An 18,285-nucleotide genomic window follows, 5' to 3' on the forward strand; every position below is an offset into this window, starting at 1 on the left:
CGCTATGCCGCCACACCGTCCCCGCACGTCAGCCGTGGGAGGTGCCCGCGCCTACTCCCCCGGGAGCAGCGGCCTCACCGCGCGGCCACCCGTTCCTCCCGGGCTTCCTCGATCCGGTCGAAGCGGTCCAGGGCCCGGCGCGCCACCGGGTGGGTACGGACGATCTCGGCCAGCGAGGTGTGGCCCCGGGTGATCCGGGCGAACGCCCGCCAGGCCGGGCGGAACCCGGTGATCGCCGCGTGCAGCACACCCGGGCGCCGGCTGAACACCGCGTGCATACGCCGGCCCACCCCCATCTCCACGCCCAGCTGGGCCTTGACGGCGAACGCGTAGTTGAGGGCCTGGCGCCGGGCGTCCACCGCGTCCCCGGCCTCGGCGATCCGCACCGCCCACTCCCCCGCCAGCCGGCCGGAACGCAGGGCGAAGGAGATGCCCTCCCGAGTCCAGGGCTCCAGCAGTCCGGCCGCGTCCCCGCAGACCAGCACGCGTCCCCGGGACAGCGGCGAGTCCTCGGCACGGCAACGGGTCAGATGCCCCGAGGACACCGAGGGCTCGAAGCCGGCCAGGCCCAACCGCGCGATGAAGTCCTCCAGGTAGCGCCGGGTGGCCGCGCCCTCGCCCCGGGCGGAAATCACCCCGACGGTGAGGGTGTCCCCCTTGGGGAAGACCCAGCCGTAACTCCCCGGCAGCGGGCCCCAGTCGATCAGCACCCGGCCCGCCCAGTCCTCGGCCACGGTGGGCGGAACCGGTATCTCCGCCTCCAGGCCGAGGTCGACCTGGTGGGTCCGCACTCCCACATGGGCGGCTATCCGGCTGGCGCTGCCGTCGGCGCCCACCACCGCGTGGGCCCGCACCACCCGCTCCGGCTCCCCCGAGCCCTTCGCCAGCACCACCGCGACCGTACGGCGGTCGGACACCAGGGGGCCGTGCTGCTCGACCCGGGAGACGGTGACCCCGGTACGCAGTTGGGCCCCCGCGTCGACGGCCGCGCGCACCAACTGGTGGTCGAACTCGGGCCGGTTGATCAGACCGAACAACATCTGCTTGGAACGGCGGGTACGACTGAGCCTGCCGTCCAGGGAGAAGGTCACCGCGAACACCCGGTCGCGCAGCGGAAGTTCGAAGCCCGGCGGCAGGGCGTCCCGGGAGGGGCCGATGATGCCTCCGCCACAGGTCTTGTAGCGCGGCAACTGGCACTTCTCCAACAGCAGCACCCGCCGGCCGGCCACCGCCGCCGCGTACGCCGCCTGCGCGCCGGCGGGCCCGGCGCCCACCACCACGACGTCCCAGACCTGGTCCGGGTCGCCCTCGAAGGGCTCCGGCCGCTGGGTGGTCTCCTCGTCCTGTCGCCTCGACTGGTCGTCGTGCTCGCTGCTCACCTGTGCTGTCACTTTCCGTTCGGCCGGCATCGCCCGTACGTGTGCGCACCCTAGTGGGAGAGGGGCGCGGAGTCGTCTGTGGGAGGATCAGCGGCGTCCGTGATCGGGACACCCCCGCCCGGGCCTGCGGAGATCCCGTACGCCCAGACAACGCGAGTACCCAGAGGAGCGTTCCCATGGCCCACGACGAACTGGCGCACACCATGTCCTCGCTGATGCCGCAGGCTCAGCGGGAGCTGGCGGAGCTGGTGGCCTTCCGTTCGGTCGCGGACCCGGAGCAGTTCCCCCCGTCCGAGTGCGAGGCCGCCGCGCGCTGGATCGTCGACACGTTGCGCGCCGAGGGGTTCGCCGACGTTCAGGCCCTGGACACCCCCGACGGAACCCAGTCGGTGTACGGGCTGTTGCCCGGTCCGCCCAACGCCCCCACCGTGCTGCTGTACGCGCACTACGACGTACAGCCGCCGCTGGACGAGGACGCCTGGGACTCCCCTCCCTTCGAGCTGACCGAACGTGAGGGCCGGTGGTACGGCCGGGGTGCGGCCGACTGCAAGGGCGGCCTGGTGATGCACCTGCTGGCATTGCGGGCCCTCAAGGCCCACGGCGGGGTACCGGTCACCGTGAAGGTGATCGTCGAGGGCTCCGAGGAGCAGAGCACCAGCGGTCTGGAGCAGTACGCCGAGGCCCACCCCGAGTTGCTGACCGCCGACGCCATCCTCATCGGGGACTGCGGCAACTTCCGGGCCGGACAGCCCACCCTGGTCTCCTGCCTGCGCGGTGCCACCACGGTCCAGGTGCAGGTCGACACCCTGGAGGGCAACCTGCACTCCGGTCTGTTCGGCGGTGTGGCCCCGGACGCCCTGGCCGCGCTGATCCGGGTGCTGGACTCCGTGCGGGGTGAGGACGGTTCCACCACGATCGACGGCCTCCCCGCCGAGGCCAGCTGGGAGGGACTGGAGTACCCGGAGGAGGACTTCGTACGGGACGCCAAGGTGCTCGACGGGGTGGAGCTGATCGGTTCCGGGAGCGTCGGGGACCGGCTGTGGGCCCGGCCCGCGGTGACCGTGCTGGGCATCGACTGCCCGCCGGTCGTGGGCGCCACCCCCTCCGTGCAGGCGAGCGCCCGGGCGTTGGTGAGCCTGCGGGTGCCGCCGGGCATGGACAGCGACACCGCCAACGAGGCCCTCACCCGCCACCTGGAGAGCCACGTGCCCTGGGGAGCGAAGGTGACCGTCCGCAAGGTCGGCGGCGGGCAGCCGTTCCAGGCCGACGTCCACAGCCCCGCCTACGCCTCGATGGCTGAGGCGATGCGTCAGGCCTACGACGGGACCGAGATGGCGGTGGTCGGCATGGGCGGTTCGATCCCGCTCTGCAACACCCTGGCCACCCTGTACCCGAAGGCGGAGATGCTGCTCTTCGGGCTCAGCGAGCCCGAGGCCCAGATCCACGCGGTGAACGAGAGCGTCAGCCCCGACGAACTGGAGCGACTGTCGGTGGCCGAGGCCCTGTTCCTGCGCGAGTACGCCCGGCAGGTCTGACCTCCCGACCTCCCGTTCCCTGTCCGACCCCTGGTCGGCACGCGTACGTCGGCCCCAACCGCCTTCTCCGATCGGACGGTTGGGGTCGCTCGGCCAGGGCCCTTCGTGCGAATCGCCGGGGGCTCGCCTGTCGCGTCCCCTCGCTCCCGCGCTGTCGCTGGCATCACCATCGGTGCTCCGGTGCGGATGGTTCCTCCGCCACCTTGCGGTGCCGCTGTCAGTGGCCGCCGAGCTTGCAGGGCCCCGCACCCTGGTCACCCGTCCCCGGCGCGTCTGCCGGCGTGGTTCCGGTGCGGATCGGGTGGGTCCTCGCCCCGGAACCTGTCAGCTCAGGGGGAGCCCCCGGGGAGGGCCGCCGTCAGACGGACGTCCCGCTCTGGAAGAAGGACAGCAACTCCTTGTTGACCAGCTCGGGTTGTTCCAGGTAGCCGAAGTGGCCGGCATCGGGGATCTCCACGTACCGGGCCCCGGGCACCGCTTCGGCCACCTCGCGGCTGAGGTGGGGCGGCAGCACCAGGTCGTCGGCGAACCCGACGACCAGGCAGGGGGCGGTGATACTCCCATAGTCGGCCAACCGGTCGGGCATCACGTCCAGTTCGAGCTGGGCGCGGTATCCGGGCGTGTGGGCCGCGTCGGCGGACAGCTCCAGGATGTCCAGCCAGTCCCGGATGCCGCGGTCGTCGTCCAGGGTGCGCGGGGACAGGAACTGCATGGCCTGCACCGTGGCGGCGTAGCGGGGCGGCAACCGTACGCCGCTGTCCAGGAGTTGACGTTCGGCCAGCGAGGCCTCCTCACGCATGGCGTCGGTGCGCCCCCGGGTCGCCATGAACACCGCCTGGTGGACCAGGTCAGGGCGGGCCAGGCAGAGTTCCTGGACCACGTGGGCGCCCATGGAGGTGCCCACCAGCCGGCAGCGCTCCAACCCCAGGTACTCGATCAGGCCGACCGTGTCGGCGACCAGGTCATCGACGGTGAACCCACCGGAGCAGTCCGTCGGCGGGATACCCCGGTTGTCGAAGGTCACCGTGCGGTACCCGGCCGCTCGGAGGGCCGGGGTCTGGTGCGCCCGCCAGACTCGTCCCTCCGCCCCGGAGCCCATCACCAGCACGACGGGCTCTCCCTGTCCGTCGTCCTGGTAGGCGAGGTCGATTCCGTTGATGCGCTGCACCGGCATCGTTGCGTTCTCCCGTTGTCGTCACGTCGGCTGGCTCACCGCCGAGTTGGCGGTCCCACTGGGTCCTGCGTGGTCTTGGCTTCGCGTCCTGTCGTAGTTCGTCGTGCGCCGGGGTACCTCACGAACCATGTGGGGGAGGGGCCACCTCACCCTCGCATCCGGCGCCTGGTGGGCGACGAACGGTCGGTTGAGGACGCACACCTGACCGGGGCCGGAACCGCTTTGTTGAGCACTCTTCGTCGAGTGAGGTCAGCCTATGTGGTCGATCCCGCCCGGCCCCGGCCAGGGAGTTCCCGGCCGACCTACCGGGTCCCGCCCCCGGGTCCCGAGCCCGCTGAGGCGGTGCGCACCACTCGCTCAGCGATCTTCGAGCACCGCCCGCCCCTTCTGCGGTGGGGCCAGCGGCTCACTCCCCCGTACGCTCCCGTCTGGCGGATCTCCTGGAGCCAGGTCCCCGCAGGGAGGGCTCGCCCACCGGGACGCCCTGCTCCAGATTGACCGCTCTGCCTTGGAGCTTCGCCCACACCGCCCAGCGCAATCGTTTCGCCTTGGGCTCCGTCAGCAACTGGGCGGCCTCTGGTTCGGTCACGAATCGCCATTCACGCAACTCGGCTGCCGGCAGCAGCAGTTGGTCCATCTCGAAGGGGCTGAGGTCGCCTCCGTCGAACAGGAAGCGCAGGCCCCCGTGGTGGGAGCCCGCAGGGGGTTCCCAGTCGACGACCAGCAAAGGCGGCGGGTTTCTCAGTCGTATCCCCAACTCCTCCCGTACCTCCCGCACACCCCCTCGCGCGGGCGCCTCCCCCGGCTCGACCACTCCGCCGGGAAACTCCCAGCCGGCCTTGTACGTGGGGTCCACCAGCAGCACCCGACGGCGGTCGTCGAAGAACAGCACCCCTGCGGCGATGGTGGGCGAGGAAGGGGACGGGGTACTGACGATGTGGACCAGCCCCTTTCCTCGCTCCAGCCCGCCGGCCAACACCCGGGCCAGTTCACGAGGCGCCCGCCCCGAGGTGTCGAGGGTCCAGGCATCCGCTCCCAGCCACTCGCGGGCCAGCCCATGGCCGTCCCTCCGCTGGCCGTCCCACCGCGTGGGGAGCGCCGTCCGTTCCGCCTGTCCGTCCACTCCGGCCCTCGTGTGGCTCCGCTTCGACCGTTCAGGGGTCGTGTCCCTGTCGTCGTACAGCAACACGTGGTGGAGACGCGCGCCACGGGCCGCCAGGGAGCCGAAGATCTCGTCACGGTCCTCCCTGCGCAGCAGGGTCAGGGGCACGACCACGGGGCCGCTGACCTCTCCGAGCAGGAGGTTGATGGTGTCGATCAGCAGCCGACGCCAGGAGGCCAGTTCCAGAGGATCACTGACCTCCTTCAGTCTGCTCCTGGGCAACACCGCGTCGAGGTTGGCGCCGACCCGCCCGGGATCGAGGAGGGTCGCCTCGGGCAGCAGACCCAGCAACTCTCGTGCCACTGCGGTCTTCCCGACGCCGAAGGCGCCGTTTATCCAGATGATCACGGTTCCCCCCTCTCCGTCACCCCGGTTGGGGTGCCCACTCCACCAGGGCGGCGAAACTCCCTACTCACCGGTGGCTTCCGGGGACCACCAGCCCTTCCTCGTAGGCCAGAATCACCGCCTGGGTACGGTTGATCGCGCCGAGTTTCGACAGCAGGTTGCTCACGTGGGTCTTCACGGTCTCCAGGCTCACCGTGAGGCGCTCGGCGATCTCCGGGTTGGACAGGCCCCGGGCTATCCAGCGCAGGGTTTCCAGTTCTCTCGTGGTCAGCCGCTCCAGGGCCCCACTGTGTCGCACCGGCTCGGGCACATGGGCCGTGACCAGGGAACGCAGGGCATCCGGGAAGAGCAGGGAGTCCGTCGAAGCCAGCAGTCGCACCGCTCGACCCACCTCCTGCACGGGGGCTCGCTTCAGGAGGAACCCGTCAGCTCCCGCGCGCAGCGCGGCGTAGGCATAGTCATCGTTCTCGAACGTGGTCAGGACCAGGACCTTCGGCGGTTCGGCGTGCTCCGCCTTGAGGGCGCGGGTCGCCTCGATGCCATCGACCTGGGGCATCCGCACATCCATCAGTACGACGTCCGGGCAGGCGTCACGGACCACTTGCTGTACGGCCAGGCCGTCGGCGGCCTCCCCCACCACCCGTAGTCCTGGTCGCAGTTCCAGCAGCGTACGAAGGCCGGTTCGGGTGATTTCCTCGTCATCGGCGACGACCACCGTCACGGTCGTCTGGTCGGGCTCGGGAAACGTCACGATGTCGACCGTAGAGGCAGGGTGACCAGCAGCCGCCAGCGGGCGGGGGGCTGCGGGCCCACTTCGGTACGGCCACCCAGGAGTTCGACCCTTTCCCGCAGCCCGGTCATCCCGTGCCCACCACCGTTCCGCTTCCGGCGGGTGCCGGGGGCGACCTCGTTCACCACCTCCACTTCCAACCTCTCCTCCACGATCTCGGTGCGCAGTCGGACGGGTTGACCCTCCGCCCCGTACCTCATCGCGTTGGTCAGCCCCTCCTGAGCCACCCGGTAGGCCTCCCGGGACAGGCTCGCCGGCAGGGGGTCCGCGTTCTGGCCGGACAGCAGGGTCGCGTCCACCCGCACCCCGGCCCCAGTGGCTCCCGCCAGCAGTGCTGGGAGGTCGTCTAGGGTGCGGGTGGGCTCCGTGGACGCCTGGGGATTGTGGGCACGGAGTGCTCCCAGCACGTGGTCGAGGTCCTCCAGGGCTATCCGGCTGGACCGTTCGATGCCGTCCAGCGCCTGTCGTGCGCGTTGCGGGTGGGACTCCATCAGCTCCCGGGCCACCGCCGCCTGGATGGTGGAGGAGGTCAGCGTATGTCCGATGGAGTCGTGCAACTCCCGTGCCAGTCGCCCCTGTTCGGCCAGCTGTCGGACCCTGGCCTCGGTGGCCGCCAATCGCTCGGCCGTGTGGTGTTCGAGGAAGAGAGGGGCGAGACGTCGCAGGGAAGCCCGCCCGACCGCTGCCCACCATCCGGCCAGAAGTACACAGCACAGAGCCGTGGGAAGCGTCCATATACCGGGCAGGCCGGCGTCCACCGTGGCCTGGTAACCGAAGAAGTCCGCGGTGCCACCGCCCCCTCCCCAGACCGCGACCAGCACCGCGGCGGAGAGCAGCAGCAACCACAGTGGCCCGATCATCACCAACGCCAGTACGGCGTGGGTGAACCACCACAGGAGGGTGCGGGGATAGTTCGGCCATCGGGCGGCTGACACCGGCAACGGTTCCGGCAACGCGGTGTCCAGCAAGCGGTTCGCCCACCGCACACTCGCTCTACGTGCGCCGCCGGGCAGGGCGAGGAGGGCGAAACAGGCCGCCGTGCTGACTGCGGATACAGGCAACCGCCAAACCGGTGGCGCCCATGCCGCACTGATCGCAGCGACGGGAAACGCCAGGACCAGAGCCAGCAGTCCCAGGTGTGCGTACAGCAGGGCCTTGTAGGTGTGTGGGCGGCGGAGAGGGGTGACCAAGATCGCCATGCCGGAAATTATGGCACCGCCGCCCGCACTTCCCACTCCCCCTCAGGAGCCAATTATTTCCTCCCTCGCGTGAGGGAGCTAATTTCACGCTCAGCGGGGAGGCGCCACGGGACGACAGCAGCGAGGATTCTCCGAGAAGAAACAGGAACGCACACACAGTCGGGGGATTCGGCGATGAAAGAATCGCAGCAGAGCACGAGGAGCAGGAGCAGCAGTCGCGAGATGGCGGCCTTCTTCGCCGTCACTTTTGGCGCGGCCTGGGCCTATCTGTTCGCGGCTCGGTTGTGGTGGGACCTGTCGCTGGTGAATCCGCTGGTGCAGCTGCCCTACGCCGTGGCTCCGGCCCTGGGCGCCCTGGTGGCTCGACGATGGGTAGGTGGGGACCGCGGTCCAGCGCTGGGGCTTGGCCTACGCCTCAGACAGAGTTGGCCTTTCTACCTGCTCGCCTGGCTTGGACCGTTCGGCGCGGTGGCAGCCACCATGACTCTGGCGTGGGCTCTGGGCCACTGGGACGGAGACCTTTCGGCCGCGAGGGAGCTGTCACCCGGGATACCACTGTGGGGGCTAGTGATGGTCCTGCTGATTCTGGTTCCGCTCCTTTCCCCGATCTACGGTGGAGAGGAGTTCGGCTGGACCAGCTATCTCCGCCCGAGAATGTTTCGCAACCATCCGCGAATAGCCACGTTCGCCACCGGAATAATATGGGCAGCGTGGCACTATCCCTTGGCGTTCCTCGGCTACATCGAATTCCAGAACGTAACCGCCGGGCTGACCGTCTGGACTTTCAGCTTTCTCTGCCAGGAGGTCATCCTCGCCTGGTTTTTCGTACGCAGCGGTTCGGCCTGGGTCACCAGCCTCGCCCACGCCGGCAACAACCTGGTGTTCTCCTTGCTCACCGGAGCCCTGCTGGAGGAGAAGCTGAGTTCCGTCGAAGGGTCCACCCTGCTGTCGGCCGTGCCCCTGGCACTGCTGAGCGCACTGATCCTCCTGGGGCCGTCCGCCCGACGGCACGACCCGGTGCCCAGCAGAGCGGACTCGAAGGCTCACGCATGAGGGCCAGACCGCAGCCCCACGCTCTTCAGCCTCGGCCCCATCGCGCAGCCGCCGCCGCGCCCACCAGGCCAGCCTCGGCACCGAGTTGGGCAGGCACGACCCGCAGATCACGCATGAAGGAGAGGGTGACGTACTGCTTCAGCGCACGCCGCAAAGGGTCGAACAGGGTCTCCCCCGCCTCGCTGACCCCACCACCGACCACCACGACCTGCACCTCCACCAGAGCGGCGGTCGCGGCGACACCAGCCGCCAATGCCTGCGCGGCCCGATCGAAGGAGGCCTGTGCCAGTTGGTCACCCCGCGCGGCGTCCCGGGCGACATCGGCAGCCGTACGACCGGCTCCAGGACTCGGACGCCAACCCCACTCATAGGCGCGACGCGCGATGTTGGGACCGCTGGCGAGCCGTTCCACACAGCCGCGCCCGCCACAGGCGCACAGGTCCCCGTCCAGGTCCACGCTGATGTGGCCGATATGGCCGGCGTTGCCCGTGGGGCCGCCGTAGGGGCGATCGTCCAGCACCAGCCCTCCCCCGACACCGGTGGAGACGACCATGCCGAGCGCGTTGCGGTACCCACGGGCAGCGCCGCGCCAGTGCTCAGCCGCCGCCATGGCCACGCCGTCTCCCACCAGCGTCACGGGCAGCCCCTCCCCCACCGCCTCGCTGACCGCGCGCACCAGGGGGAAGTCACGCCAGGCACCGATGTTGACCGGGCTCACGGTTCCGCTCTTCGCGTCGACCGGGCCCGCGCAGCCGATGCCCACGGCGGCCACCTGGCGCCACTGGTCGTCGACCCGCAGTTCCCCGACCACCTCGGCCAGGGCCTGGCCCACGACCTGGGGGTCACCGCTCCGAGGCGTGGGACGCAGCACCGAGGCCTGGAGGGTGCCATCCTCGGCGATCAACGCACCGGCAATCTTGGTGCCACCTATGTCCAGTGCGGCAACAAGATCGTTTCCCATGCGAGCCCCCCATCGACATGTCACCTGGACCTGTAGGCCCAGGAAGAGTCTGACCCCTTTTGACAACGTTGTCTAGTTCGCTCCACCATCCCGCTCCCCAGCACACCTCACGACTGACCCCGAGGCCACGCTGGCAGAGCGCCGGACGGGGAGACAGGGCCATTGTCCACTACACCCATTTCCCTCCGCTCGGCCGGGGTGCCATCGCCCCAAGCCGCGACCTCACCCCTCCCCCAGCCTCACCGGACTTGACGACGGACGCCCCTCACCGTTCACTCGGACTTCCGGCGACGACGCACAACCGGGTGGCGACCGGCAGGTCAGAGCCCCAGCACCAGTGGAGAGTAGGCCCCCGTTGACTCAGACCCCGGACCACACCACCCCGCGTACGACGCCGACCAGGTCCGTCCCGCGCCCCACCATGAAGGACGTGGCGGCCCATGCGGGCGTCGGGCTCAAGACGGTCTCACGCGTGGTCAACGGGGAGCCGGGCGTCTCCCAGGACACCGAGACCAGGGTCCGGGACTCCATCGTCGCCCTGGGGTTCCGCCGCAACGACAGTGCCCGGTTGCTGCGCAAGGGGCGTACCGCCAGCATCGGCCTGGTACTGGAGGACCTCGCGGACCCCTTCTACGCCCCCCTCAGCCGGGCGGTGGAAGAAGTGGCCCGCGCCTACGACACCCTGCTGATCCACGGTTCCAGCGCCGAAGATCCGGTACGCGAACAGGAGTTGGCCCTGGCGTTGTGCGCCCGAAGGGTAGACGGCCTGGTGATCGTGCCGGCGGGCGAGGACCACCGCTACCTCGCCCCGGAGATAGCGGCGGGCGTCGCCATCGTCTTCGCCGACCGTCCTCCGGGGCTGATCGAGGCGGACGCGGTGCTGTCGGGAAGCTTCACCGGCGCCCACCAGGGAGTGACTCACCTGATCGAGCAGGGGCACCGTCGTATCGGCTTCGTGGGGGACCGTTCGGTGATCCACACCGCCCGGGAGAGGTTGCGGGGATACCACGCCGCGATGGAGGACGCCGGTCTGCCGGTGCACGAGTCCTGGGTGGCCCTCGGTTCCACCGCGCCCGAGCGGGTGCGGGCGAGCACCACGCGACTGTTGGACGGACCGGAGCCGGTGACCGCGCTCTTCACCGGCAACAACCGGGTGACCGTCACCGTGGTGCGGGTGCTGGCCGAACGCGAGGAGCCCGTGGCCCTGGTGGGGTTCGACGACTTCGAGCTGGCCGATCTGCTCTCCCCTCCGGTGACCGTGGTGGCCCAGGATCCGGCTCAACTGGGCCGTACCGCCGCCCAGATGCTGTTCCAGCGGTTGGAGGGAGCCGGTGGGCCGGCCCGCCAGGTCACCCTGCCCACCGAGTTGGTGCCGCGGGGGTCGGGGGAGGTCCCTCCCTCCCGGTAACCGTCACCCGCCCGACCCAGGCGCCTGGTCAATCCCCCCTCGAAGACGGGGAGGCGCCCCGCCGTCCCTTCCCCACGGACTCGAGGTGGGGCGGACCGGCGGGTTCCCCCGACGGAGCAAGGGCCGGGTTCATCCCGGTACCGGCTCCCTTCCCGCGCCCCCTTCGACGGTCACGGTCCATCTCCCGCCACTCCCGCCGCAACCCGGTCAGCCCGGTGGTCGCCGCGTACACCGCTCCGCCCGCCCACAGGACCGGAACCAGCCCCACGAATCCCACGGCGGCCCCGGCCAGGAGCCCGCCGAGGGGCACTCCGGCCCAGGCGATCGAGTCCCCCAGCGCGTTGACCCGCGCCCACATCCGTCGCGGTACCCGCTCAAACGCCAACGAGCCGATGATCGGGTTGAGGAAACCCGCCCCGAAGCCCCCGAGGGCGAACACCGCCAGCACCACCGGCAGCGGTGCGCCCAGGGCGAGCACCACGAACCTCGGTGCTCCGGCCACCAGGAAGCCTCCGAAGAACACCATTCGCCGGGGCAGCCGATGCGCGATCCCGGCGGCCAGCAGACTGCCCGCGATCGCGGCGGCGCCCATCACGCCCCCCACCAGGCCGATCACCGCCGGCCCGTTACCCGAGGACCGGGCCCACAGGGGAATGAGCACCGCGCCGAAGGCCGCGTCCAGCAGGTTGGTGACACCCACCATGACCACCACGGCCCACAGCAGCGTGTCGGTACGCAGAAAGGTGAAGCCCTCCCGAAGGCGCCCCCGGTAGCCGGAACGCTCCTCCGCCGCTGTCGCCGCCTCAGCGCCCTCGACCGTTGCCGCCCCGTCGCGGGGCAGGGTCAGGCGGACGACGAGTGAACCGAGCGCGAAACAACCGGCGTTGACGGTCAGGCTGGCCAGCGGCCCCACCAGCGCCACCAGGGCGCCCCCGGCCGCCAGCCCGACGGTCAGCGCGAGCCGTTCGACCGCGCCGGACAGTCCGGTGGCCCGTTCCAGCGGCAGCCGACCGTACTCGGCCGCCACCGGAACCATCACTTCCTTGGCCACGTCGCCGGGCCCGCGTGCCGCGCCGATCAGGGCGACCAACCCCAACAGGACGGGCAGCGCCAGCAGTTGGGCGAGGTGCAGCAAGGGGATGGCAAGGGCCACCACCGCGCTGACCAGGTCGGCGACCCAGGAGACCCGGCGGGTTCCGATCCGGTCCACGACCGGGCCTGCCAGGAGCTTCACCAGCACGTAGGGGGCCATCTCGCAGAAGGCGACCAGTCCGGTCCAGGCGGCACTGTGGGTGGTGACCAGGACGAACCAGGGCAGCGCGACGGTCGAGACACGGGTGGCGGTCAGGGAGGTCGCCATGGCCACCAGCACCCCGACCATGGGGCGGAGCGTACGCGGCGTCCGGGTGCCCTCGGCTGCCGTCGCCCCTGGGGGGAGGCTCATTCCCCGCTCCGGCCCTCCGACGGCACGGGGGGCACGTCGAGTTCGGGCAACACCTGCACGATCACCGAGACCCGCTCGGCGTCCTCGGGGGCGGGGGTCTCGGGGTGGTCGGCCCGGTAGCGGCCCAGGACCGCCTGCAGTTCCTCGCGCAGCGCGTGGGCCTCGTCGACGGTGAGCCGCAACGCGCGGTCGCTCATGTCCAGGGTGTTCTGCCACGCGGGGGGCATGGCGGGCGCCTCGTCCAGCGCCTGCTGGCAGCGCAGGGTGTAGACGCGGGCCACGGACCGCATGTAGGCGAGGGCGGCCTCGGGTTCACTCTCGACCAGTTCGGGGTCGTCGAACCGGGTCACCCGGTGCGCGGCCCGCCACCAGCGCTCCCGTGCGTTACCCCGCTCGCGGTCCTCCTCCACCAGGCCCACCGCGCCCAGTTGGCGCAGGTGGTAGCTGGCCGAGCCGGTGTTGACGTTCAGCCGCTGGGCGAGCTGGGTGGCCGTGGAGGGGCCGAACTTGCGGAGGAGGCCGACCAGTTGGACCCGGACGGGATGGGCCAGTACGCGGAGGCCCTTGGCGTCGAGTACGGCCGCCTCGGCGTCGGGGGCGCGATGGCCTACGGGGTCCTCGTGGTGTTCTGCCATGCCTCGCACCGTAGACCACAAAGAACTCTTTGCAAAGAACTGTTCGCGAAGAGCCCTTTGTGGTGGAGGCCGGGGATCTCCGCCGTCACCAGGTCCGTCATCCTGGAGAGGGCCTCGCCCCGGCCGATCACCAGCCGCCTCAAGGAGCACCAGAGTTGACTCACACCACGCCCGGGTCGGACAGCTACTACGAACGTCTCGACACCCACCGCTACAAGCCCACCGCACACGCCAGCGGCGCCTGGAGCACCGACGAGCAGCACTTCAGCCCGCTCGGCGGTCTGATCGTCCACGCCATCGACCGGCATCTGGCGGCTCGTCCGGCCCAGGAACTGGTGCTCGCCCGGATCAGCTTCGACATCCTCGGCCGGCTCGCCCTCGACGAGTGCGAGATCCGGGTCGAGACGCTCCGGCCGGGGCGCACCATCGAGCTGCTCGAAGCCACGGTCTCCATCGGGGACCGCGCGGTGGTACGGGCCCGGGCCTGGCTGCTGGCCCGCACCGACACCAGCCGGGTCGCCGGTGGACCGGACGAGGCGCTCACCCCGCCCGACCAGCTGACCCCCTGGCCGATGTCGGATCTCTGGCCCGGGGGCTTCATCGCCTCCCTGGACGTACGGCCGGTCACTCCCCCCAGCCCGGGACGTACCACCGCGTGGGTCTCCACCCCACTGCCCCTGGTGGCCGGTGAGAGCATCAGCCCGCTGGCCACCTACGTGGGCATGGTCGACACCGCCAACGGCATCGCGGTACGGGAGTCCCCCACCGAGTGGATCTTCCCCAATGTCGACCTCACCCTGCACCTCCACCGGCAACCGCGCGGCCCGTGGGTCGGGCTGGACACCAGGGTCACCTTCGGCGACACCGGCCAGGGCACCACCAGCACCGTCCTGCACGACGTCGCGGGGCCGTTGGGGCACGCGGAACAGATCCTCACCGTGCGCCCCCTCCCCCGGGGCTGAGCCCCGACGGCACTCGCGGTTCGCCCGGGCGCTACCTCGGGTCGGGCGCCCTGCCAGCCAGCCGGGCGAGGCCGGCGAGGTCGACCGGCACCTCCGCCTGGACCTCAGCCGGCTCCAGGGCTCCGCACTCCAGCCCCCGCCACAGGAATCCGCTCAGGGCCTTGGCGGTGGCCGGTTCGTCGGTGGAGCCACCCTGACGGGAGTCGAGGTAGCCGGCCAGCCGGGAGACGGCGTGGGGCATTCCCTCGCGGTAGAAGGCGTACACCGCGGCGTACCGGGTGATCAGCTGGCTCGGGTGCATGTCCCAGCCCTGGTGGTACGCGCGGCTCAGGGACCGCCGCACCAGCCGGTAGTGGGTGCGCCAGGCGTGCCGCAGTTCCTCGGGGTCCTCCGAGGAGGGGGCCAGTGTCGAGCCGTCGCTGAGCCACAACCCGCCCACCACGGCGGCCAGTTGCATCACCGCCTTGGCGTGGTCGGCGACCGGGTGGTCCATGGCCTGGTGGGCGGGGGCCACCTGGAGGGAGGCGCTGTAGTCGTAGGTGCCGTAGTGCAGGGCGGTGGCCCGGCCCTGGGCGGCGGAGGCCAGGGCGGCGACCGTGGCGGCACCGTCGGGTCCGAGTACCGCCCGGGGCGTCTCGATCTGGATCTCGAAGCGCAGCACGCCCTCGTCCAGCCCGAGGGCCCGCTCCAACTCGCCGCAGAGCCGGGCGAAGACGGCCACCTGGGTGGGGTGGCTGACCTTGGGCAGGGTGAGGAGCAGCCGTTCGGTGACGGCGCCCCGTTCGGCGAGGGCGGTGACGAACAGGTCGAGGGTGCGCAGGCCCCGGTCGCGTACCGGCGCCTCCAGGCACTTGGCGCGGATGCCCAGGTGGCTGGGCCCGTCGGGGCCCTGGGCGAGGGTGTCCGCGACGTGGTGCGCGGCGCGTACCGCGTCCTGGTCCTCCCGCGAGGGCCCCGGAGTGTAGCCGTCCTCGAAGTCGACGCGCAGGTCCTCGACGGGCTGCTGGTCGAGCTTGGCCACCAGCCGCCGGTGTACGGCCGAGGCCAACGGGGCGTCCAGGCCGAGGAGTTCGGCCAGTCGCTCCGGCTGGTCGAGGTGCCGTTCCAGCAGGGTGCGGGCGGTGGCGCCCCAGTGCCGCGCGGTGTCGGCGTCGAACCGGTCGGCGGGTACGTAGACGGTGTGCACCGGCTGCCGGCCGGACGGTGCCCGGTCCTGGGCCAACTCGCGGTCGAGGGGCGCGAGTTCGCGGGCCACCTCGGCGTAGGTGTCCGGGCCCCAGGTGGTCTCGGGCTGGTCGGACATCGGCCACCTCCACACGGGGTGCTTCAACAGTCTGTTGACCCGCAGCCCACCAGGTGGCCGGCGATCGGTCAAGAACCCCTCCACGCCGCTGGCCCCGGCAGCACCAGGCTGCCGGGGCCAGCGGACTCCGCGACCGTGGAGGGTGTCAGCCCTTGCGGGTCTTGACCTCCTCGGTCAGCTGCGGCACCACCTGGAAGAGGTCGCCGACCACTCCGTAGTCGACCAGCTCGAAGATGGGGGCCTCCGCGTCCTTGTTGATGGCCACGATGGTCTTCGAGGTCTGCATACCGGCCCGGTGCTGGATCGCGCCGGAGATTCCGGCGGCGATGTACAGCTGCGGGGAGACGGTCTTGCCCGTCTGGCCCACCTGGTTGCTGTGCGGGTACCAGCCGGCGTCCACCGCGGCGCGGGAGGCGCCCACGGCGGCACCCAGCGCGTCGGCCAGGCCCTCGATCAGCGGGAAGTTCTCCGCGCCGTTGACGCCACGGCCACCGGAGACCACGATCGCGGCCTCGGTCAGGTCGGGGCGGCCGGTGGACTCGCGCGGGGTGCGCGAGGTGACCTTGGTGCCGGTCGCCAACTCGCCGAAGGACACCGACAGTTGCTCGACGGTGCCGGCGGCCGGGGCGGCCTCGGGCGCGGCCGAGTTCGGCTTGACGGTGACGATCGGGGTGCCCTTGGACACCCGGGACTTGGTGGTGAAGGCGGCGGCGAACACCGACTGGGTGGCCACCGGACCCTCGTCACTGGCCTCCAGGTCCACCGCGTCGGTGATGATGCCGGAGCCGACGCGCACCGCGAGCCGGGCGGCGATCTCCTTGCCCTCGGCGGAGGAGGGCACCAGCACGGCGGCCGGCGAGGTGGCGTCGTAGGCCGCCTGCAAGGCGTCCACCTTGGGGACGACCAGGTAGTCGGCGAACTCGGGGGCGTCGGCGGCCAGCACCTTCACCGCGCCGTACTCGGCCAGGGTGGCGGACGCGTTCTCGGCGCCGGCGCCGAGGAAGACGGCGACCGGGTCGCCGAGACGACGGGCGAGGGTCAGCAGCTCAAGGGTGGGCTTGCGGACGGCGCCGTCCACGTGGTCCACGAGAACGAGGACTTCAGCCATGGGAAGGGTTCTCCTGTCGGAAGTGTGCGGGACGTGGGAGGAGTCGGGCTCGCGTACGCGGCTCAGACGAACTTCTGGCCGGCGAGGAACTCGGCGAGCTGCTTGGCGCCCTCACCCTCGTCCTGCACGACGGTGCCGGCGGTACGGGCCGGACGCTCGGCCGCCTCGTCCACCTTGGTCCAGGCGCCCTCCAGGCCCACCTCGTCCGCCTCGATGTCCAGGTCGTCCAGGTCCAGGGTCTCCACCGGCTTCTTCTTGGCCGCCATGATCCCCTTGAAGGACGGGTAACGGGCCTCGCCGGACTGGTCGGTGACCGAGACCACGGCGGGCAGGGCGGCCTCCAGCTGCTCGCTGGCGACGTCCCCGTCCCGGCGGCCGGTGACCTTTCCGTCCTCGACGGCGACCTCGGTCAACAGGGTCACCTGGGGCACCCGCAGGCGCTCGGCGAGGAGGGCGGGCAACACGCCCATGGTCCCGTCGGTGGAGGCCATACCGCACACCACCAGGTCGTAACCGGTCTTCTCGACGGCCTTCGCCAGCACCAGCGAGGTGCCCAGGGCGTCGGTCCCGTGCAGGTCGTCGTCCTCGACGTGCACCGCCTTGTCGGCGCCCATGGACAGCGCCTTGCGCAGGGCGTCCCGGGCGTCCTCCGGGCCCACGGTCAGCACGGTGATCTCCGCGTCGTCGGCCTCGTCGGCGATCTGCAGAGCCTGCTCCACCGCGTACTCGTCCAGCTCCGAGAGCAGGCCGTCCACCGACTCGCGGTCAGTGGTCAGGTCCTCGGAGAATTGCCGGTCGCCGGTGGCGTCGGGCACGTACTTCACAGGGACAACGATCCTCAAGCTCACGCCGGCTCTCCTACTGCTGCTTGGTCAATGAATGAGCTGCCTAGTGCTGGCAGCATAGGCGGCTGTCGGTACGGGTTCCGGTCGGGGGCGACCGAGCCCTCCCCAGTTTTTATTACTCACCAGTACACTCGGCCTCTGCCCGGTTATCAAGTGCCGAAACCTCCGCCCGCCGTCCCGTTGCCGCAGGTCAGGTACGAGGAGGGACGAGGGGCGAGACGCATTTCACAAGATCCACCCCGGCTGAGTCCCACACCACACCGCGCACCCCTCCATGGCACCCGTCTCACCGGTGTCTCACCGGCTTCCCGGGGGGCCACATCGACCGCCGGGAACCGTCCGGGACTCAGTCCCGTAGACCGGTGAACCGCCCCTGGTGGTAGAGCAGCGGACGCCGCCCCTCCACGGAGTGGGGGCCGGCCAGCGGATCGCCGGAGACCACCTCGGCGACCACCACCCGGTGGTCGCCCGCCGGCACCCGGGCGACGACCCGGCACACCATCCAGGCGAGCACCCCCTCCAGCAACGGCACCCCGGAGGGCCCGGGCCGCCAACGGGTCGGCGGGGCGAAGCGGTCCGCGCCGCTGCGGGCGAAGGTGGCCGCGAGTTCGCGCTGCCCCTCGGCGAGGACGTGCACCCCGACGTGGGTGGCCACGGCGATCGTCGGCCAGCTCGAGGAGGAGTTGCCCACGCCGAAGGAGATCAGCGGGGGTTCGGCGGCGACGGAGGTCAGCGAGGTGGCGGTGAAACCCACCGGGGAGCCGTCCTGGCCGGTGGCGGTGACGACGGCGACCCCGGCCGCGTGCTGCCGGAAGACCGCGCGCAGCAGGTCGGGGCCGGTCAGGGTGTCGTCGGGGACCGCGTTCTTGGACGGGGATACGCTCATCTCGGGGCTCCAGACCGCATAGCGTCACAGTGACGATACGGAGCGAGAGCCGTCAAGTGGGCCCGCTCGTATGGGAGATCGCTCACGCTCGGCCGC

Annotated in this window: 16 protein-coding genes; 4 read left to right on the forward strand and 12 right to left on the reverse strand. The window is 71.0% G+C overall.

Annotated features, from left to right (window positions below; translation table 11 throughout):
- Positions 1–74: 74 nt before the first annotated feature.
- Positions 75–1,379, reverse strand: coding sequence for a geranylgeranyl reductase family protein (locus ABZT14_RS21770; RefSeq protein WP_356305290.1), 1,305 nt, complete (start codon positions 1,377–1,379; stop codon positions 75–77).
- Positions 1,380–1,555: 176 nt separating this feature from the next.
- Between ABZT14_RS21770 and ABZT14_RS21775 the strand changes: the two genes are divergently transcribed.
- Positions 1,556–2,914, forward strand: a complete 1,359-nt coding sequence (locus tag ABZT14_RS21775) for a dipeptidase (protein ID WP_356305292.1) — start codon at positions 1,556–1,558, stop codon at positions 2,912–2,914.
- Positions 2,915–3,272: 358 nt separating this feature from the next.
- Here ABZT14_RS21775 and ABZT14_RS21780 read toward each other — a convergent pair whose 3' ends face one another.
- The 4 genes from ABZT14_RS21780 to ABZT14_RS21795 form a co-directional block, all read right to left on the reverse strand.
- Positions 3,273–4,088, reverse strand: a complete 816-nt coding sequence (locus tag ABZT14_RS21780) for an alpha/beta hydrolase (RefSeq protein ID WP_356305294.1) — start codon at positions 4,086–4,088, stop codon at positions 3,273–3,275.
- 406 nt (positions 4,089–4,494) lie between these two features.
- Complete coding sequence (locus tag ABZT14_RS21785; protein ID WP_356305296.1) at positions 4,495–5,598, reverse strand: NUDIX hydrolase; 1,104 nt, start codon at positions 5,596–5,598, stop codon at positions 4,495–4,497.
- 64 nt (positions 5,599–5,662) lie between these two features.
- Complete coding sequence (locus ABZT14_RS21790) at positions 5,663–6,346, reverse strand: response regulator transcription factor (RefSeq protein ID WP_356305298.1); 684 nt, start codon at positions 6,344–6,346, stop codon at positions 5,663–5,665.
- Complete coding sequence (locus ABZT14_RS21795) at positions 6,343–7,584, reverse strand: histidine kinase (RefSeq protein ID WP_356305300.1); 1,242 nt, start codon at positions 7,582–7,584, stop codon at positions 6,343–6,345. Before ABZT14_RS21795 ends, ABZT14_RS21790 begins: the two co-directional genes overlap by 4 nt.
- 222 nt (positions 7,585–7,806) lie before the next feature.
- On the opposite strand from ABZT14_RS21795, the gene ABZT14_RS21800 reads away from it, so the two are divergent.
- Positions 7,807–8,637, forward strand: a complete 831-nt coding sequence (locus ABZT14_RS21800) for a type II CAAX endopeptidase family protein (protein WP_356305302.1) — start codon at positions 7,807–7,809, stop codon at positions 8,635–8,637.
- Positions 8,638–8,662: 25 nt separating this feature from the next.
- On the opposite strand, the gene ABZT14_RS21805 is transcribed toward ABZT14_RS21800, so the two are convergent.
- Complete coding sequence (locus ABZT14_RS21805) at positions 8,663–9,598, reverse strand: ROK family protein (protein WP_356305304.1); 936 nt, start codon at positions 9,596–9,598, stop codon at positions 8,663–8,665.
- A gap of 421 nt (positions 9,599–10,019) precedes the next feature.
- Between ABZT14_RS21805 and ABZT14_RS21810 the strand changes: the two genes are divergently transcribed.
- Positions 10,020–11,006, forward strand: a complete 987-nt coding sequence (locus ABZT14_RS21810; protein WP_356305471.1) for a LacI family DNA-binding transcriptional regulator — start codon at positions 10,020–10,022, stop codon at positions 11,004–11,006.
- Between the two features lie 28 nt (positions 11,007–11,034).
- On the opposite strand, the gene ABZT14_RS21815 is transcribed toward ABZT14_RS21810, so the two are convergent.
- Both ABZT14_RS21815 and ABZT14_RS21820 read right to left on the reverse strand, forming a co-directional pair.
- Complete coding sequence (locus ABZT14_RS21815) at positions 11,035–12,450, reverse strand: MFS transporter (RefSeq protein ID WP_356305306.1); 1,416 nt, start codon at positions 12,448–12,450, stop codon at positions 11,035–11,037.
- Positions 12,447–13,085, reverse strand: coding sequence for a winged helix-turn-helix domain-containing protein (locus ABZT14_RS21820; RefSeq protein WP_356305308.1), 639 nt, complete (start codon positions 13,083–13,085; stop codon positions 12,447–12,449). The genes ABZT14_RS21815 and ABZT14_RS21820 overlap by 4 nt, the downstream gene beginning before the upstream one ends.
- Before the next feature lie 155 nt (positions 13,086–13,240).
- On the opposite strand from ABZT14_RS21820, the gene ABZT14_RS21825 reads away from it, so the two are divergent.
- Entirely contained in the window at positions 13,241–14,047 is an 807-nt protein-coding gene (locus tag ABZT14_RS21825) for a thioesterase family protein (RefSeq protein WP_356305310.1), read from the forward strand.
- Between the two features lie 31 nt (positions 14,048–14,078).
- On the opposite strand, the gene ABZT14_RS21830 is transcribed toward ABZT14_RS21825, so the two are convergent.
- The 4 genes from ABZT14_RS21830 to ABZT14_RS21845 all read right to left on the reverse strand — a co-directional run bounded on the left by ABZT14_RS21830 (position 14,079) and on the right by ABZT14_RS21845 (position 18,189).
- Positions 14,079–15,350, reverse strand: a complete 1,272-nt coding sequence (locus ABZT14_RS21830; RefSeq protein ID WP_356305311.1) for an aldolase — start codon at positions 15,348–15,350, stop codon at positions 14,079–14,081.
- Positions 15,351–15,495: 145 nt separating this feature from the next.
- The gene (locus ABZT14_RS21835) at positions 15,496–16,458 is read right to left on the reverse strand and encodes an electron transfer flavoprotein subunit alpha/FixB family protein (RefSeq protein ID WP_356305312.1); all 963 of its coding nucleotides are present in this window, start codon (positions 16,456–16,458) and stop codon (positions 15,496–15,498) included.
- Positions 16,459–16,520: 62 nt separating this feature from the next.
- A complete protein-coding gene (locus ABZT14_RS21840; RefSeq protein ID WP_356305313.1) occupies positions 16,521–17,306 on the reverse strand; it encodes an electron transfer flavoprotein subunit beta/FixA family protein in 786 nt (261 codons plus the stop codon).
- Positions 17,307–17,649: 343 nt separating this feature from the next.
- The gene (locus tag ABZT14_RS21845) at positions 17,650–18,189 is read right to left on the reverse strand and encodes a flavin reductase family protein (RefSeq protein ID WP_356305314.1); all 540 of its coding nucleotides are present in this window, start codon (positions 18,187–18,189) and stop codon (positions 17,650–17,652) included.
- Positions 18,190–18,285 lie beyond the last annotated feature (96 nt).

This window comes from Streptomyces sp. NPDC005438 (genome assembly GCF_040606315.1).
Classification (GTDB): Bacteria; Actinomycetota; Actinomycetes; order Streptomycetales; family Streptomycetaceae; genus Streptomyces.